Origin of the sequence: Micromonospora haikouensis, from assembly GCF_000876225.1 — a bacterium.
Taxonomy (GTDB): Bacteria; Actinomycetota; Actinomycetes; order Mycobacteriales; family Micromonosporaceae; genus Micromonospora; species Micromonospora haikouensis.
This window is the reverse complement of record NZ_JXSX01000001.1, coordinates 3,631,399-3,648,101: the sequence shown is the minus strand read 5'-3', so window position 1 is coordinate 3,648,101 and position 16,703 is coordinate 3,631,399. Positions and strand designations below refer to the sequence as shown.

At 72.8% G+C, this 16,703-nt stretch carries 13 protein-coding genes; 4 read left to right on the top strand and 9 right to left on the bottom strand.

What is annotated here, in order from left to right; translation table 11 throughout:
• Positions 1-90: 90 nt before the first annotated feature.
• Both TK50_RS14945 and araB read right to left on the bottom strand, forming a co-directional pair.
• Positions 91-783, bottom strand: a complete 693-nt coding sequence (locus TK50_RS14945; protein WP_199486030.1) for an L-ribulose-5-phosphate 4-epimerase — start codon at positions 781-783, stop codon at positions 91-93.
• Positions 780-2,477, bottom strand: coding sequence for a ribulokinase (gene araB, locus TK50_RS14940; RefSeq protein ID WP_043963290.1), 1,698 nt, complete (start codon positions 2,475-2,477; stop codon positions 780-782). The genes TK50_RS14945 and araB overlap by 4 nt, the downstream gene beginning before the upstream one ends.
• Before the next feature lie 880 nt (positions 2,478-3,357).
• Between araB and TK50_RS14935 the strand changes: the two genes are divergently transcribed.
• Entirely contained in the window at positions 3,358-4,371 is a 1,014-nt protein-coding gene (locus tag TK50_RS14935) for a LacI family DNA-binding transcriptional regulator (RefSeq protein ID WP_043963289.1), read from the top strand.
• Positions 4,372-4,530: 159 nt separating this feature from the next.
• Positions 4,531-5,985 (top strand): cellulase family glycosylhydrolase, encoded by a 1,455-nt coding sequence (locus tag TK50_RS14930; protein ID WP_043963288.1) that lies wholly within the window; start codon positions 4,531-4,533, stop codon positions 5,983-5,985.
• Between the two features lie 52 nt (positions 5,986-6,037).
• Here the strand turns inward: TK50_RS14930 and TK50_RS14925 are convergent, their stop codons facing one another.
• The 5 genes from TK50_RS14925 to TK50_RS14905 are packed head-to-tail and all read right to left on the bottom strand — an operon-like array spanning position 6,038 to position 11,483.
• The gene (locus tag TK50_RS14925) at positions 6,038-7,075 is read right to left on the bottom strand and encodes an ABC transporter ATP-binding protein (protein WP_043963287.1); all 1,038 of its coding nucleotides are present in this window, start codon (positions 7,073-7,075) and stop codon (positions 6,038-6,040) included.
• Entirely contained in the window at positions 7,072-8,106 is a 1,035-nt protein-coding gene (locus TK50_RS14920; protein ID WP_241773994.1) for an ABC transporter ATP-binding protein, read from the bottom strand. The genes TK50_RS14925 and TK50_RS14920 overlap by 4 nt, the downstream gene beginning before the upstream one ends.
• Positions 8,103-8,984 (bottom strand): ABC transporter permease, encoded by an 882-nt coding sequence (locus tag TK50_RS14915; RefSeq protein ID WP_043963285.1) that lies wholly within the window; start codon positions 8,982-8,984, stop codon positions 8,103-8,105. The genes TK50_RS14920 and TK50_RS14915 overlap by 4 nt, the downstream gene beginning before the upstream one ends.
• On the bottom strand, positions 8,981-9,925 hold the full coding sequence (locus TK50_RS14910) for an ABC transporter permease (RefSeq protein WP_043963284.1): 945 nt from the start codon (positions 9,923-9,925) through the stop codon (positions 8,981-8,983). Before TK50_RS14910 ends, TK50_RS14915 begins: the two co-directional genes overlap by 4 nt.
• Before the next feature lie 16 nt (positions 9,926-9,941).
• Positions 9,942-11,483, bottom strand: coding sequence for an ABC transporter substrate-binding protein (locus TK50_RS14905; RefSeq protein ID WP_043963282.1), 1,542 nt, complete (start codon positions 11,481-11,483; stop codon positions 9,942-9,944).
• 237 nt (positions 11,484-11,720) lie between these two features.
• On the opposite strand from TK50_RS14905, the gene TK50_RS14900 reads away from it, so the two are divergent.
• Positions 11,721-12,269: an STAS domain-containing protein gene (locus tag TK50_RS14900; protein WP_063838577.1), complete on the top strand. Its 549-nt coding sequence runs from the start codon at positions 11,721-11,723 to the stop codon at positions 12,267-12,269.
• Positions 12,270-12,290: 21 nt separating this feature from the next.
• Here the strand turns inward: TK50_RS14900 and nhaA are convergent, their stop codons facing one another.
• The gene (gene nhaA / locus TK50_RS14895) at positions 12,291-13,604 is read right to left on the bottom strand and encodes a Na+/H+ antiporter NhaA (RefSeq protein ID WP_043963281.1); all 1,314 of its coding nucleotides are present in this window, start codon (positions 13,602-13,604) and stop codon (positions 12,291-12,293) included.
• A gap of 224 nt (positions 13,605-13,828) precedes the next feature.
• Here nhaA and TK50_RS14890 point away from each other — a divergent pair, with 224 nt between their 5' ends.
• Positions 13,829-15,184, top strand: coding sequence for an extracellular catalytic domain type 1 short-chain-length polyhydroxyalkanoate depolymerase (locus TK50_RS14890; RefSeq protein ID WP_043963279.1), 1,356 nt, complete (start codon positions 13,829-13,831; stop codon positions 15,182-15,184).
• Positions 15,185-15,362: 178 nt separating this feature from the next.
• On the opposite strand, the gene TK50_RS14885 is transcribed toward TK50_RS14890, so the two are convergent.
• Positions 15,363-16,286 carry a sulfite exporter TauE/SafE family protein gene (locus tag TK50_RS14885; RefSeq protein ID WP_043963278.1) on the bottom strand — a complete coding sequence of 308 codons (924 nt, stop codon included), beginning with the start codon at positions 16,284-16,286 and terminating at the stop codon, positions 15,363-15,365.
• Positions 16,287-16,703: the final 417 nt, after the last annotated feature.

Sequence of the window (16,703 nt, the reverse complement as noted above, 5' to 3'; positions counted from 1 at the left end):
GGCACGGCCAACCGGTGGTGCTGTGGTGAGGTGCGGTGGAACGGGCCGGGCCCTCGGGGTGCGGACCGGCCTGGACGGTGCGGGCGGCGGTCAGGGGGCCGCTGACGAGACCCCGGGCTGCCCGTAGACGTTCTGGTAGCGGTCGTAGAGGGAGTCGATGTCCTCGCGGGCCATCGGCACCGGCCGGCCGAGCGTGCGGGCCAGGTGGGCGGTGCGGGCGACGTCCTCGCACATCACCGCCGCCTTGACCGCCGCGCGGGCGTCCTTGCCGATGGTGAAGACGCCGTGGTTGCGCATGAGCACCGCCGGCGAGCGGTGCCCGGACAGGGTGGCCACGATGCCCTTGCCGATGTCGTCGCCGCCGATGAGCGCGAACGGGCCGACCGGGATCTCGCCGCCGAACTCGTCGGCCTGGGCGGTGAGGTGGCACGGGATCGACTCGCCGCAGGCCGCCCAGGCGGTGGCGTAGGAGCTGTGCGTGTGCACCACTCCCCCGACCTCCGGCATCGCCCGGTAGACGTAGGCGTGCGCGGCGGTGTCGCTCGACGGCGACAGGTCGCCCTCCACGACGGCCCCGTCGAGGTCGCAGACGATCATGTTGTCGGGTCGCAGGTCGTCGTAGGAGACGCCGCTGGGCTTGATGACCATCAGGTCCACGCCCGGCACCCGGGCGGAGACGTTGCCGGCCGTCCAGGCCACCAGGCCGTACCGGACCAGCTCGCCGTGCAGGGTCGCGACCTGCTCACGCAGGCGCGTCACCTCGGCGCCCAGGTCGGGGCTCATGCCAACACCTCCAGGGGGACTGCGGCCTCGCCGGCCGGGGAGTGGTCGGCCGCCCGGCGGGCGGCGTTGCGGATGGTGCGCAGCCGCAGCAGGACGTCGTCGCCGCCCCGGCCGAAGTGGTCGTGCAGACGCCGGTACTCCGCGTAGAGCGCGTCGTAGGCGAGCGCCCGCTGCGGGTCGGGCCGGTAGACGTCGCGGTCGACCCGGCCCATCACCGCCGAGGCGGCCGGCACGTCGGGGTACGCGCCCGCGGCGACCGCCGCGTGGATCGCCGAGCCGAGCGCCGGGCCCTGCGCCGAGCCGATGATGCCCAGCGGGCGCTGCGTGACGTCGGCGTAGATCTGCATGAGCAGCGCGTTGTTGGTCAGCCCGCCCGCGACGATGATCTCGTCGACCGGCACCCCGGCGTCGGCGAACGCCTCGATGATCATGCGGGTGCCGAACGCGGTGGACTCCAGCAGCGCGCGGTAGACGTCCGGCGGCCGGGTGGCCAGGGTCAGCCCGACGATCACCCCGCTGAGGTCGTGGTTGACCAGCAGGGAGCGGTTGCCGTTCCACCAGTCCAGCGCCACCAGGCCGTGCGCGCCGACCGGCTGGGCGGCGGCGGCAGCCGTGAGCGCCTCGTGCGAGGCGTAGCCGGCGGGGGCGGCGTGCTGGACGTACCAGCCGAAAATGTCGCCGACGCCGCTCTGGCCCGCCTCGTAGCCCCAGTGCCCGGAGCTGATCCCGCCGTCCACGACGCCGCACATGCCGGCCACCTCGGCCAGCTCGGTGCCGTTGACGACATGGCAGGTGGAGGTGCCCATGATGGCGACCAGCCGGCCCGGCTCGAGGGCCTGGGCGGCGGCGGAGGTGACGTGGGCGTCGACGTTGCCGACCGCCACCGCGATCCCCTCCGGCAGGCCGGTCCAGGCCGCGGCCTCGGCGGTCAGCCCGCCGGCCCGGGCGCCCAGCGGCGCGAGCGGACCGTCGATCTTGGCGACGAAGTCGGCGAAGCCCGGGTTCAGCGCGGCCAGGTACTCCCGCGACGGGTACCGCCCGTCCTGGCGGATGCCCTTGTAGCCGGCGGTGCACACGTTGCGGGTCTCGACGCCGCAGAGCTGCCAGACGATCCAGTCGGCGGCCTCGATCCACCGCTCGGCCCGATCGTAGACCTCCGGGTCCTCCTCCAGCAGCTGCAGGCCCTTGGCGTACTGCCACTCGGCGGAGATCTTGCCGCCGTAGCGGCCGATCCACGGCTCGTTGCGGGCGTGGGCCAGCTCGTTGATCCGGTCCGCCTGGGGCTGGGCCGCGTGGTGCTTCCACAGCTTCACCCAGGCGTGCGGCCGGGTACGCAGGTCGGGCAGCTCGCACAGCGGCGTGCCATCGGCGAGGGTGGGCAGCACGGTGCAGGCGGTGAAGTCGATGCCGATGCCGACGACCTGCTGCGGGTCGACGCCGCTGGCGGCCAGGGCCGCCGGCACCGCCTGCCGCAGCACCTCGCGGTAGTCGTCCGGGTCCTGCAGGGCCCAGTCGGCGGGTAGCGCCTGGCCGTCGACGGCGAGTACCGTGTCCATCACGGCGTGTCGGTACTCGTGCACCGCCGTGCCCAGTTCGGCACCGTCACCGACCCGTACCACCAGCGCTCGACCCGACAACGTGCCGTAGTCGACGCCGACAACGTACCGGTCGCCCGGCCCTGCCGAAACGCTCATGACATCCTCCGCTCACTTGCTGGCAACAGTGTTAGCGCTCACATGTAGTGGCGTCAAGATGCTTCCCGCCAAGATCTTTCAGTCCGGTCCACGACACGGCCCGCTGCCTGGAATCTCTCCAGATGACGACGTCGGCAACGATCCGGTCACGGGACGCGACCCACGACGGAGACGGCCCTGGATCAGGGATGTGTGCGTTCACAAGGAAGTGGGCGCTTCGGCCGCGTGAGGCAGGGCACGCCCCGCCGCCGCGCGCCGGCTGCGGCCGGCGCGCCCGCCCGCCGCCCGGCCGTGACGGGGAGTGAATGTTCTCGACCCAGCGGCACCCCATCCCGCCCACCCGCTTTGCTCTGCACCCAGGGACGCAACGCTCACGCTCCGCCGCCGCGCACGAACCTTCGCGATTCCCGGCGATGCCACGTATCCGCAGCTCCACCAGGGTGCTGCGCCCGTGGGTGCAGAGCAAAGCGCGCGACAGGACCGAGGCGGGCCCCAAAGGATGGCAACGCGGAGTAAGAACGATCGGCCCGATGTGGACAGCTCCCCTTCGTCACGGAGCGCGACGGCACCACCTGAGCCCGCGGGCCCCGCCGAAACCGCACCCCCGGCCCGCGATCCCGGCCCGGCGCCCCGTGTCGGGCAACCGGGTCGACGCCGCCCCGTCCGGCGGCGCCGACCCGGCCGACAGCGGACGCGGAGGCAGGCCGCGCCCGAAAGTTTCGAGCTTGTTTCGGACGCGAGCAGACTAAGCGCCCGCGCGACAGCGCGTCAAGCGTCACCCGTCGATGCGTCGAGGTCGGCCCCGGTTTCCGCCCGCCCCGCCCCCAAGCGTCGAAAGTTTCGGGATATGCTGCGGCGGGCCGGGAGCGAGGGAGATGCCATGGAACAACAGCGGGCGACGCTGGCGGAGATCGCGCAGGCGGCCGGGGTGTCCATCCCCACCGTCTCGAAGGTCCTCAACGGCCGGCCGGACGTCGCACCCGCGACCCGGCACCGGGTGCAGACACTGCTCGACGCACGGGGGTACACGGCCCGGGGCACGGCCCGCCCGGCGAACCGGGCGGGCCTGATCGACCTGGTGCTGCGGGACCTGGGCAGCCCGTGGGCCATGCAGATCATCGACGGCGTGGAGGAGCTGGCCTACCAGGCCGGCTTCGGCGTCGTCGTCTCCGCCGTCCACGGCCGGCACCGCACCCGCCCCGACCGGCGCTGGACCGAGCAGCTGGCCGCCCGACGCTGCAACGGGGTGCTGCTCGTCCTCTCCGACCTCTCGCCCGCCCAGCGCGGCCACCTCGAGGAGCTGGGCATCCCGGCGGTGATCATCGATCCGGCCGGGCAGCCCCCCGCGGACATTCCCTCCGTCGGGGCGACCAACTGGGCCGGCGGGCGGGCGGCCACCGAGCATCTGCTCGACCTCGGCCACCACCGCATCGCCGTCATCGGCGGTCCCCCCACCGTGCCGTGCAGCCGCGCCCGTGTCGACGGCTACCGGGCCGCCATGGACGCCGCCGGCCAGCGGGTCCCCACCGGCCACGTCCGCACCGGCGACTTCCTGGCCCCCTCGGGCTACCGGGAGACGCACGCCCTGCTCGACCTGGCCCGGCCACCGACGGCGCTCTTCGCCTGCTCCGACGAGATGGCCCTGGGCGCCTACGAGGCGCTCTACGAGCGGGGACTGCGGGTGCCGGACGACATGAGCGTCGTCGGTTTCGACGATCTGGACGCCGCCCGGTGGGCCGTGCCGCCGCTGACCACCGTCCGGCAGCCGCTGACGGAGATGGCGGCGATGGCCACCCGCATGCTGCTCAGCCTGGTCAACGGCGAGGAGCTGGCCAGTGACCGCATCGAACTGGCCACCCCGCTGGTCGTACGGCACAGCACCCGACCCTGCTGACCGCGCCGCCGGCCCGTGGCGCGGCGTCGGTCGGCGCGGCACACTTCGACGCATCGACATGTTGCGGAGGTGTTACGCACGCCCCTAAGCTGCCGTGGGAGCGCTCCCGGGCCCCCGCCCGCGCGCCACCCCACCACCCCCGACGGAATGAGACAGCCGATGAAGAGAGCTCCCCGCCCGTCCCGACGACAGCTGGTCGTGGCCGGCGCCGTCGGCGCGCTGACCCTCGGTGCGACGGCGATCCTACCGGCCACCAACGCCATGGCCGCCACCGGTTGCGCCGTCACCTACACGACCAACAGCTGGTCCGGGGGGTTCACCGCGTCGATCAGCGTCAAGAACCTCGGTGACCCGATCAACGGTTGGACCCTCGGCTTCACCTTCCCGGACCAGGGGCAGAAGCTCACCCAGGGCTGGTCGGCGACGTACCAGCAGAGCGGCAGCGCCGTCACGGCGCAGAGCCTGAGCTACAACGGCTCGTTGGCCACGGGCGCGGCGACGAGCATCGGCTTCAACGGCACCTTCACCGGCGGCAACCCGACGCCGACGTCGTTCACGCTCAACGGCACGGTGTGCACCGGTGGCACGACGCCGACCACGTCGACCCCGACGACGCCGCCGCCCACCACGCCGCCGCCGACCACTCCCCCGCCCACCACCGCCCCGCCGACCGGCACGACGCCGGTGGCGATCAACGGTCAGCTGCGGGTGTGCGGGGTCAACCTGTGCAACCGGTACGGCAAGCCGATCCAGCTGCGCGGCATGAGCACCCACGGCCTGCAGTGGTTCGCCCAGTGCTACAACGACGCGTCCCTCGACGCGCTGTCCAAGGACTGGCTGGCCGACCTGCTCCGCGTCTCCATGTACGTGCAGGAGGACGGCTACGAGACCGACCCGGCCGGCTTCACCAACCGGGTCAACACCCTCGTGGACGAGGCCACCGAGCGCGGCATGTACGCGCTGATCGACTTCCACACCCTGACGCCGGGCGACCCGATGTTCAACCTGGAGCGGGCCAAGACGTTCTTCGCCGCCGTGTCCGCCCGGCACGCCAACAAGAACAACGTGATCTACGAGGTCACCAACGAGCCCAACGGGGTGAGCTGGTCGACGATCAAGAACTACGCCGAGCAGGTCATCCCGATCATCCGCGCCAACGACCCGGACGCGATCGTCATCGTCGGCACCCGCGGCTGGTCCTCGCTCGGCGTATCCGAGGGCGGCAACTCCACCGAGGTGATCAACAACCCGGTGAACGCCAGCAACATCATGTACGCGTTCCACTTCTACGCCGCGTCCCACAAGGACAACTACCGGGCCGAGCTGGAGCGCGCCGCCGCCCGGATTCCCATGTTCGTCACCGAGTTCGGCACGGTCACCTACACCGGCGGCGGCGCCGTGGACGTGGCCAGCAGCAACACCTGGATGGACCTGCTGGACCGGCTGAAGATCAGCTACGCCAACTGGACGTTCTCGGACGCCGACGAGGGCAGCGCCGCGTTCCGCCCCGGCACCTGCTACGGCGGCACGTACACCGGCACGTCGGTGCTGACCGACTCGGGCAACTACATGCGCAACCGCATCCGCACCCCGGACAACTTCCCCACGAGCTGACCGCTCGCACCGCCCGGCGTCGCCCCGTCCACGATGGACGGGGCGACGCCGGTCAGACCGGCCCGCCGCGCATGGCGCGTACCGCCTCGCCCGCGTACAGGCAGGCGGCCCGCTGGCCGGCGGCCACCTCCACCAGCGCCGGGTCGACCTCGGCGCAGTCGGGCCGGGCCTGCGGACAGCGGGTCCGGAACCGGCAGCCGCCGGGCGGGTCCACCGGGCTCGGCACGTCGCCGCGCAGGATGATCCGCCGCCGGTGCCGCTCCACCTTCGGATCGGCCACCGGGACGGCCGACAGCAGCGCGGCGGTGTACGGGTGCGCCGGCTGCCGGTAGAGCTGCGCCGGGGTGCCGGTCTCCACGATCCGGCCCAGGTACATCACGGCGATCCGGTCGCTCATGTGCTCGACGGCCGCCAGGTCGTGCGCGATGAACAGGTACGTCAGTCCCAGGTCCCGTTGCAGCGCCCGCAGCAGGTTCATGATCTGCGCCTGCACGCTCAGGTCGAGCGAGGCGATGGGTTCGTCGAGGACGATCAGGTCGGGCTCCCCGGCCAGCGCGCGGGCGATGCCGACCCGCTGGCGTTGCCCGCCGGAGAGCTCGTGCGGGTGCCGGCCGGCGAGGTCGGCGCGCAGGCCGACCAGCTCCAGCAGCTCGGCGACCCGGCGGCCACGGGCCTGGGCGGAGTCGACGAGGCGGTGCACCACCAGCGGCTCGGCGACGCTGGCCCCGATCGTGCGCCGAGGGTCCAGCGACGCCTGCGGGTCCTGGAACACCATGGCTACCCGTCGGCGCAGGCCCCGCAGCCGACGGCGGGACCATCGGGTCACGTCCCGGCCGCCGACCCGCACGTGGCCGGAGGTCGGATCGACCAGGCGCAGCAGCGCCAGGCCGGTGGTGGACTTTCCGCTGCCCGACTCGCCGACCAGCCCGAGCGTCTCGCCCCGCCGGACGGTCAGCGACACCCCGTCGACGGCCCGCACCTGCGCGCCGCCCCCGGCCGGGAACCACACCCGCAGGTCGTCGAGCTCGGCGAGGGGCTCCGGCGGCCCGGCGTCCGGCGTCGGTGCGGCCGGGGCGGTGTCGGTGCTCATGCGTCCTCCCCGCCGGGATAGAAGGTGCGTACCTCGTGGCCGGGGACCACCGGGACCAGCGGCGGCAGCTCGTGTTCGCACCGGGCGTCGCCGCGGACCGGGCAGCGGGGCCAGAACGCGCAGCCGGGCGGCAGGTCCAGGGGGCTCGGCGGCGCGCCGGCGATCGCCGGGAGGTCGCCGCCGGAGCGCTGCGGGTCCGGGCGGGCCGCCAGCAGGGCCCGGGTGTACGGGTGCGCGGGCGCGTCGAACACCGCGTCGACGTCGCCCCGCTCGACGATCCGGCCGCCGTACATGACGGCCACCGTGTCGGCGACCCCGGCGACCACGCCGAGGTCGTGGGTGATCCAGACGACGGCGGTGCCGAGCCGGCGGCGCAGGTCGGCGACCAACTCGACGATCTGCGCCTGGGTGGTGACGTCGAGGGCGGTGGTCGGCTCGTCGGCGATGAGCAGGGCCGGCTCGCAGGCCAGGGCCATCGCGATGACGACCCGCTGGCGCATCCCGCCGGAGAACTGGTGCGGGTACTCCTCGACGCGCCGGCCCGGCGACGGGATGCCGACCAGGTCGAGCAGCTCGACGGCCCGGTCCCGGGCCTGCCGGCGGGTCATGCCCAGGTGCTCCTCGCAGGCCTCGGACACCTGCCGGCCCACGGTGAGCACCGGGTTGAGCGAGGTCATCGGGTCCTGGAAGACGAAGCCGACGTGCCGGCCGCGCAACTGCCGGCGGCGCGGCTCGGGCAGCGCGGTCAGCTCCTCGCCGAGCAGCCGGACCCGTCCGGTGACCCGGGCCGCCCGGGGGGCCAGGCCGGTGGCGGCGAGCACGGTCATGCTCTTGCCGCTGCCGGACTCGCCGACCAGGGCGAGGGTCTGCCCGGCCCGCACCGACCAGTCGACGCCGGCGACGGCGCGGGCCGGGCCGCGGCGGGTGCCGATCGTCACCGTCAGGTCCTCGATGGCCAGCACCGGTGCGTCGCCGCCGCCCGCGGCGGGGCCCGTACCGGCCGCGCCGGCGGCAGGTGGTGGTGTGCTCATGCCCTGCTCCTGTTCGCCTCGCTGACGGTGAGCTGACGCGGGTCCAGCACGTCGCGCAGCGCGTCGCCGACGAGGTTGAAGGCGAGCACGGTGAGGAAGATCGCTGCGCCGGGGAAGACGCCGAGCCACCACGCCTCGGTGACGAACCCGCGCCCGTCGTAGAGCATCCGGCCCCAGGCGGGGTCCGGCGGCTGCACGCCGAGGCCCAGGAAGGACAGGGCCGCCTCGGAGAGGATGGCGAACGCCAGCGACAGCGACGTCTGCACGATCAGCGGGGCCGCGATGTTGGGCAGCACGTGGCGGCGGATGATCCGCGCGTCCGACGCGCCGATGGACACGGCCGCGCGCACGAAGACCTGCTCGCGTACGGAGAGCACGCCCGCGCGGGTGACCCGGGCGAAGATCGGCGTGTAGACCACCCCGATCGCGACCATCGCGGTGACCAGGCCCGGCCCGAGCACGGCCACGATCGCGACGGCCAGCAGCAACACCGGGAACGCGAACAGCACGTCCATGCCGCGCATGAGGACGTTGTCCACCCAGCCCCGGTACCAGCCGGCGAGCAGGCCGACGGTGACCCCGACCAGCAGCGCGATGCCGACGCTGACCAGGCCCACCTCCAGGGAGACCCGGGCGGCGACGAGGACGCGGCTGAGCACGTCGCGGCCCAGTTCGTCGGTGCCGAACGGGTGGTCGAGGCTGGGCGGGCGCAGCATCTGATCGACGTCGACGTCGTTGACCCCGGCCGGCGCCAGCCACCGGCCGGCCACCCCGACGACGAGCAGCAGGAGCAGCACGACGGTGCCGGCGACGGCCGGCGGGTCGTGGCGCAGCGCGGACAGGGTGCGGCGCAGCGTGCCGTCGGACCCGCCGCTCACCGCAGCCCGATCCGCGGGTCGAGGCGGGCGTAGAGGACGTCCACCAGCAGGTTCATCAGCAGGAACAGGGCGGCGACGAAGAGCACCGCGCCCTGTAGCACCGGGTAGTCGCGGGCCTGGACGGCGTCGTAGGTGAGCCGGCCGACCCCCGGCCAGGCGAACAGCACCTCGATCACGATCACCCCGCCGACGAGGCTGGCCAACTGCACCGCCACGACGGTGACCACGGGGATCAGCGCGTTGCGCAGCACGTGCCGGACGACCACGACCCGGGCGCGCAGCCCCTTGGCCTCGGCGGTGCGCACGTAGTCCTCGGAGAGCACCTCCAGCACGGAGGAGCGGATGAACCGGGTGAGGATCGACGCGGTGACGAGCCCCACGGCCGTCGCCGGCAGGATCACGTGCGACGCCCACCGCGCCGGGTCCTCGGTGAGGGCCACGTAGCCCGACGGCGGCAGCCAGCCGAGCACCCCGGCGAAGAGCAGGATGCCCATGATGCCCATCCAGAAGTCGGGCACCGACACGCCGAACTGGCTGAACACCCGTGCGGCGTGGTCGAGGGCCGATCCGCTGCGCACGGCGGAGAGCACGCCCAGCGGGAACGCCACGAGCAGGGCGAGCAGCACGGCGGTCACCGCCAGCGACAGCGTCGCCGGCAGCCGCTCCAGCACGATCGTGGTGACCGGCTGGCCGCTGCGGAAGCTCACCCCGAGGTCGCCGGTGAGCGCGTGGCCGACGTAGCTGACGTACTGCGCGACCAGCGGCCGGTCGAGGCCGGAGCGTTCCCGCAGCGCGTCGTAGGTCTGCTGGTCGAAGCGGGTGCCGAGGGCGACCCGGACGGGGTCGCCGGGGACGAGCTGGAGCAGCAGGAAGACGACAAGCGTCACCCCGAACAGGACGACGACCGACTGGAGCAGCCGGCGCAGGACGAAGCGTGTCATGGCGGCCCCCGTCAGCTCACCTGTCGAGGCCGACGTCGCGGAACCGGATGGCCCGGTCGGAGCGGACCTGGTATCCGGTCACCTGCTTCGACCAGCCCTGCACCACGTCGGGGTTGTAGAGGTAGACGTAGCTGGCGTCGTCGACGATCTGCTTCGCCGCCTGGTCGTACGTCCGCTTGCGGGCCGCCGGGTCGGTCTCGGTGCGGCCGGCGTCGAGGAGCCTGTCGACGGTGGGGTTGCTGTACTTGTGGAAGTTGAACGTCGCGCCGGTGCGGTGCTGGGCGTAGTAGAACTCGTCCGGGTCGATGTTGCCGAGCCAGCCGAGCAGGAACGCGTCGAAGGCGCCCCGGCCCTGCTCGTCGAGCCACTGGGCGAAGTCGAGGGTGCGGATCTTCACGGTGATCCCGACGTCTTTGAGCTGGGCGGCGATGACCTGGGCCGCGCTGACCGTCTCGGGGTACTCGGTGGTCACCATCAGGTCCAGCCTCAGCCCGCTGACGCCGGCCTGGCCGAGCAGTTGCCGGGCCTGCGCGGGGTCGTGCCGGTACGGCGCGTACTCGAAGTGCCAGGAGCTGCCCTTCGGGATCGCGGTCTGGTTGACCGTGGCCTGGCCGAACTTGGCCGCCTTCGCGATCGCGTCCCGGTCCAGGGCGAACGCGATCGCGCGGCGCACGTTCACGTCGTCGTACGGCTTGCGGCCCTCGTTGAGGGCGAGGTACCAGTAGTCGGTCGACGACCGCGACTCGACGGTCACGTCGCCGCCGTTCTCCTTCAGCGCCGCGACCTGCTGGGGCGGCAGGTTGTCGGTCCACTGGACCTCGCCGCCGCGCAGGTTCTGCAGGGCGACCGTGGGGTCCTTGACGAAGGTGAACCGGACCCCGTCGAGCTTCGGCTTCGCGCCCCAGTAGTTGTCGTTACGGGTGAGCTGGATGCTGTCGCCGGAGGTGTAGCCGGCGACGGCGAACGGCCCGCTGCCCACCGGTTTGGTCTTGATCGCCCCGGACTCCACGTTGGCCTTGTCGACGATCGCGACGCCCTTGAACCCGCCGAGGCTGGCCAGCAGGTTCGGGGTGGGCTTGGTGAGCGCGACGACCACGGTGGTCGGGTCGGGGGCGGTCACGGACTTCACGGTCTCGAACCGGTACGCCTGGTTCAGCTTCTCGGAGATGATCCGCTCGTAGGAGTAGACGACGTCCTCGGAGGTCAGCGGTGACCCGTCGGAGAAGCGCACGCCCTCGCGGAGGGTGAAGGTCCAGGTGAGCTGGTCGGCGCTGGTGGTCCACTTCGTCGCCAGCGAGGGGCCCATCCGCAGGTCGGGGCCCGGCTCGACGAGGGTGTCGTAGACGTTCTCCAGCACCTGGAAGCTGTAGTAGGCGGAGGTCCGGTGGGGGTCGAGCTGGTCCGGTTCCCCGCCGATGGCGGCGTTCAGCGTGCCGCCGGATCCCTTGCCGCCGGTGTCGCCGGCCCCGTCCACGTCGACGCTGTCGCCGGCACCGCAGCCGGCGGCGCCGGCGAGCGCGATCGCGAGCACGGCACCGACCATCCTGGATCTGGTCATGGACCCGGTCCCCCTCCGTCACCGAAGCGCGGGAGTGATCCCGCCTCCTGCCCTCCTTGCCCGCAGCGTCCCGAAGGCGAAACCTGCCCCGCCGTCCCGGCCCGCCGCCGGGCGCGGCCACGACGGCACCGGTCCAGGTGAGAGCGGTTTCGTCACACAACCGTCATGGAACCGGGAGGTGCCCTCCAAACCCGCGTACCAGGGTGGGGGCTGCCGCCGCCGAGGAGAGGAGGCCGGATGACGGTCGTACCGGACGATCGCCTGATGACGCTGATCTGCGACGACTGCGGCGACACGACCACCGGCAACGCGTGCGTGCTGCCCGACGCCGAGGTCGTCTGGACGCTGGTGTCCGAGCACGGCTGGAGCGGCTCGCCGTTCGCCGTCGGCCCCCACCGGTGCCCGCCGTGCAGCATCGCCGGACCGGCGCCGGGCCAACTCCTCGGGCTCGACCAGGTCGACGGCTGCGACGACGCGCCCGGCCACGGCGAGGGCCGGCTGCGCGCCGCCCTGCGCGACGCGGTCGAGTTCGACGGGCGGGCCGTGGTGGACCTGCACGGCGTGGACCAGATCGACCCGGCCGGGCTGGGGCTGCTGGTGCGGGCCCACCAGGAGGCCCGGCAGCGGGGTGTCGTCCTGTGCCTCGCCGCCCCGTCCCGGTTCGTCCGCACCGTCCTGCACACCATGCGCCTCGACGGGCTCTTCCCGACCTTCGCGACCCAGCAGGAGGCCCTGGCGGCGGCCGGACCCGCCCTGCCGGCGGCCGACCCCGCGCCGGCCCGCTGACCCGGCGCGGGGCGGGTCGGCTCAGGCCGACCGGTCGGGCTGCGCCTGGTAGACGTCGGGCACCCCGTCGCGGTCACGGTCGACGGTCTCGACCTCGTGCACCCGCCGGTAGGCCCGGCTGCGGATGCGCAGGATGACGCTGGCCAGGCCGGCGGCGAGCACGGACCCGGTGAGCACGGCGACCTTGACGTGGTCGTCGCGCTCGCTGCCCAGGCCGAAGGCGAGTTCGCCGATGAGCAGGGAGACGGTGAACCCGATGCCGCCCAGCAGCGCCAGGCCGAACACGTCGAGCCAGTTCAGCCCCTCGTCGAGGTCGGCGCGGGTGAACCGGGACACCAGCCAGGTCGCCGCCATGATGCCGATCGGCTTGCCGAGCACCAGGCCGACGACGATCCCGACGGCGACCCGGTCGGTCAGGGCGGTGGCGAGGCCGGTGAGGCCGCCGACGGTGACACCGGCGGAGAGGAACGCGAAGACCGGCACCGCGACCCCGGCGGAGACGGGCCGGAACCGGTGCTCGAAGTGCTCGGCCAGGCCGGGCCCGGCGTCCGGGCCGCCCGCGGCCCGGCTGCGGACCACCGGGACGGTGAACGCCAGCAGCACGCCGGCGACGGTGGCGTGCACCCCGGAGGCATGCATCAGCACCCAGGTCACGACGGCCAGCGGCAGCAGCAGCCACCAGGACCGGACCCGGCGCTGCACCAGCAGGCCGAAGACCGCCAGCGGGACCAGCGCGCCCAGCAGCGGCCCGACGGCCAGGTCGGAGGTGTAGAAGACGGCGATGATCACGATGGCGAGCAGGTCGTCGACCACCGCGAGGGTGAGCAGGAAGGTGCGCAGCGCCGAGGGCAGGAAGCGGCCGACGACGGCGAGCACGGCCAGGGCGAAGGCGATGTCGGTCGCGGTGGGGATCGCCCAGCCCTGCGCGGCGTCACCGCCGGCGATGAGGACGTAGAGGAGGGCGGGCACGAGCACGCCGCCCATGGCGGCGGCCACCGGCACCGCCGCGCGGCGCGGGTCCCGCAGGTCCCCGGCGACGAACTCGCGCTTGAGCTCCAGCCCGGCGACGAAGAAGAAGATCGCCAGCAGGCCGTCGGCGGCCCAGGTGGCCAGGCTGAGGTCCAGGTGCAGCGCCGCCGGTCCCACCCGGAGATCCCGCAGCGCCTGGTATCCGTCGGCCCAGGGGGAGTTGGACCAGATCAGGGCCAGCAACGCGCCGACCAGCAGGAGCGCCCCGCCCACGGTCTCCTTGCGCAGGATGCCGAAGATGCGGCTGGTCTCGCCCCACGAGCGTCGGGCGAACAGGCTGGGGCGGCGCCGGGGGGCGTCGGTCACGGGGAACTCCTCGTCGGCAGGGCAGCATCGTCTCGTCGCCGACCAGACTTCCCGGCACACCGAAGCCCTACCCTAGCCGCTTGCGGCCCTCGAAACTTCCGCTGGTTGCCACCCTCACGACATATATACATACTGATGGACGTTCCTGAGCCGGACATGATCGGACGCCGGGCAGCCCCGATCGGAACCTCGCCCCATCGGCACTCTCCGGAGGAACCTGCCCCATGAGATCAAGGATGAAGCTGCTGGGCGCCGCCCTGGTGGCCGCCGCGGTGGCCGCGCTGGCGGCCGTCACGGTGCCCGCGCCCGCCTCGGCGGCGGCGCTGACCGAGGTCACCAACTTCGGCGCGAACCCCAGCAACCTGCGCATGTACCTGTACGTGCCGGACCGGGTCGCGCCCCGGCCGGGCCTGCTGGTCGCCGTCCACTACTGCACCGGCACCGGCCCGGCGTTCTTCAACGGCGCCCAGTTCGACGAGCTGGCCAACCAGTACGGCTACATCGTCATCTACCCGTCGGTGACCCGCAGCAGCCAGTGCTTCGACGTCTCCTCCCCGCAGGCGCTGCGCCGTGACGGCGGCAGCGACCCGGTGGGCATCAAGTCGATGATCGACTACGTCCGGGCGCGGTACCCCGTCGACGCGGACCGGATCTTCGCCACCGGCGTCTCCTCCGGCGCGATGATGACCAACGTCCTGCTCGGGCTCTACCCCGACGTGTTCGCCGCCGGCGCGGCCTTCGCCGGCGTCCCGTTCGGCTGCTTCGCCACCACGAACGGCTCGGAGTGGAACAGCGAGTGCGCCAACGGGCAGATCACCAAGACCGCCCAGCAGTGGGGCGACCTGGTCCGCAACGCCTACCCGGGCTACACGGGCAAGCGGCCCCGGATGCAGCTGTGGCACGGCACGAACGACGAGACCCTGCGCTACCCGAACTTCGGCGAAGAGGTCAAGCAGTGGACGAACGTGCACGGGCTTAGCCAGACCCCGACCTACACCGACACTCCGCAGTCCGGCTACACCCGCACCCGCTACGGCGGCAGCGGCACCATGGCGCCGGTCGAGGCGATCAGCATGGCCGGGGTCTCGCACAACCTGCCCGTCGACGCCGCCCAGGCCATCCGGTTCTTCGGACTGGACAGCGCCACCCCGCCCACCACGCCGCCGCCCACCACGGCCCCGCCGACGACGCCGCCGCCCACCACCCCGCCGCCGACCACCCCGCCGCCCACGACTCCGCCGCCGACCACCCCGCCGGCCGGCGGGGGCTGCGCCGTCGGGTACGCCGTCAACGCCTGGAACACCGGCCTGACCGCCGCCGTCACGATCACCAACACCAGCGGCGCGACGGTCAACGGCTGGAGCCTGGCGTTCACGCTGCCGGGCGGGCAGACCATCACCAGCGGCTGGAACGCCACCTACTCCCCCACCAGCGGCGCGGTGACCGCCCGTAACGTCTCGTACAACGGCGCGATCGCGCCGAACACGTCGGTCAGCATCGGCTTCCAGGCCAACCACACCGGCAACACCGCCAAGCCGGCCTCGTTCACCCTCAACGGGGTGGCCTGCTCGGTCTCCTGATCTCACCGGCGGCGAGGCACTCAGCCACCATCGCCTGCGAGGGCGCGCGCCGCTGCCGGTGCGCGCCCTCGTCACGATCCCGGAACGCCGGTCGCCGGCACGGGGGGTCCGGGTACGGCTCCCCGTGCCGGCGACCCACACCGGCCCGCCCGCCGGCTGCGGCAGGCCCGGTGGGCGGTCAGCTCGTCGCGGTGGCGGGCTCCCCGGGACCGTCCCCGGCCACGACCGGCTCGACGGTCCGGTCCGCCAGGTGCTGGCGCACCGACCAGGCCACCGCCGCCGCCCAGGTGGCCACGATGACGAGGTAGCTGGCGTACCGGATGCCGGTGGAGGCGTCGATCCAGTCGCTGAGCAGCAGGGTCCGCACGTTGGTGAGGATGATGACGCCGCCGACGGCGGAGCCGAGGACCCGCGGCGGCACCATCCGCACCAGCCAGGCGGCGATCGGCGCGGCGATCATGCCACCGAGCAGCAGCGCGCCCACCCAGCCGAAGTTGATGTTCTCCGAGCCGATCCCGACCAGGAACCCGGCGCTGGCGGCGATCGCCACCAGGAACTCGCTGGTGTCGATGGAGCCGATCACGCGACGCGGCTCCATCCGGCCGCTGGCCAGGATGGCGGGGGTGCCGACCGGGCCCCAACCGCCGCCGCCGGTGGCGTCGACGAAGCCGGCCACGAGGCCCAGCGGGCCGAGGAAGCGCTTGCGCAGGGGCAGCCCGACCCGGTCGCGGGGCAGCCCGGAGACGGTGAACCGGACCAGCACGTACACCCCGAGGGTGAGCAGGATCAGCGACATGATCGGGGCCGCGGTCGCGGTGGAGAGGCTGGACAGGAACGTGGCGCCGGCGAAGGCGCCGAGTGCCCCCGGCACGCCGACCCTGCGGACCACCGTCCAGTCGACGTTGCCGAAGCGCCAGTGCGCGGCACCGGAGACGAGGGTGGTGCCGATCTCGGCCAGGTGAACAGTTGCGGAAGCGCTCGCGGCGCTGGTGTTGATGGCGAGGAGCAGTGTTGTCGACGTCACGCCGTAGGCCATGCCGAGGCTGCCGTCTACCAGTTGCGCACCGAGTCCCACAAGGGCGAGGAGAAGGAGTTTACGCACAATAACCGCCGATCCGAAAGACAAAAGGGGGTCTGGCAGTGCCGGGCGGTGACGACGGTCGAGGCGGACCGCACCGTCCAGGCGAGCCGAGTCTGTGCAGGTACATGGATTGTCGTAGGCGACGGCGGCTGCCCCATTGACGGGCAACTCCGCGCTAATCATTCCGACAGATTGGGTAAAACGCTCGTTAAGCGGAGCTGTGGTGCCGCCGCCCGGTCGCGGTATCGGCTCGCCCAGCGCGACCGCCGGCAAGGCCGTCGCTGAACTCGCCTCCTGTGGCCGACCGCACTCGATGCGGTCCGCGTCGGTTACCGCAGTCAGGGTGACGCGGGTCACAACAGGTCACCCACCAGGGCGTTCGCTGATCGCCCGGCGAAGCTCACCTCACTTTCGGTGAATGTCGAACTTAATCGATGG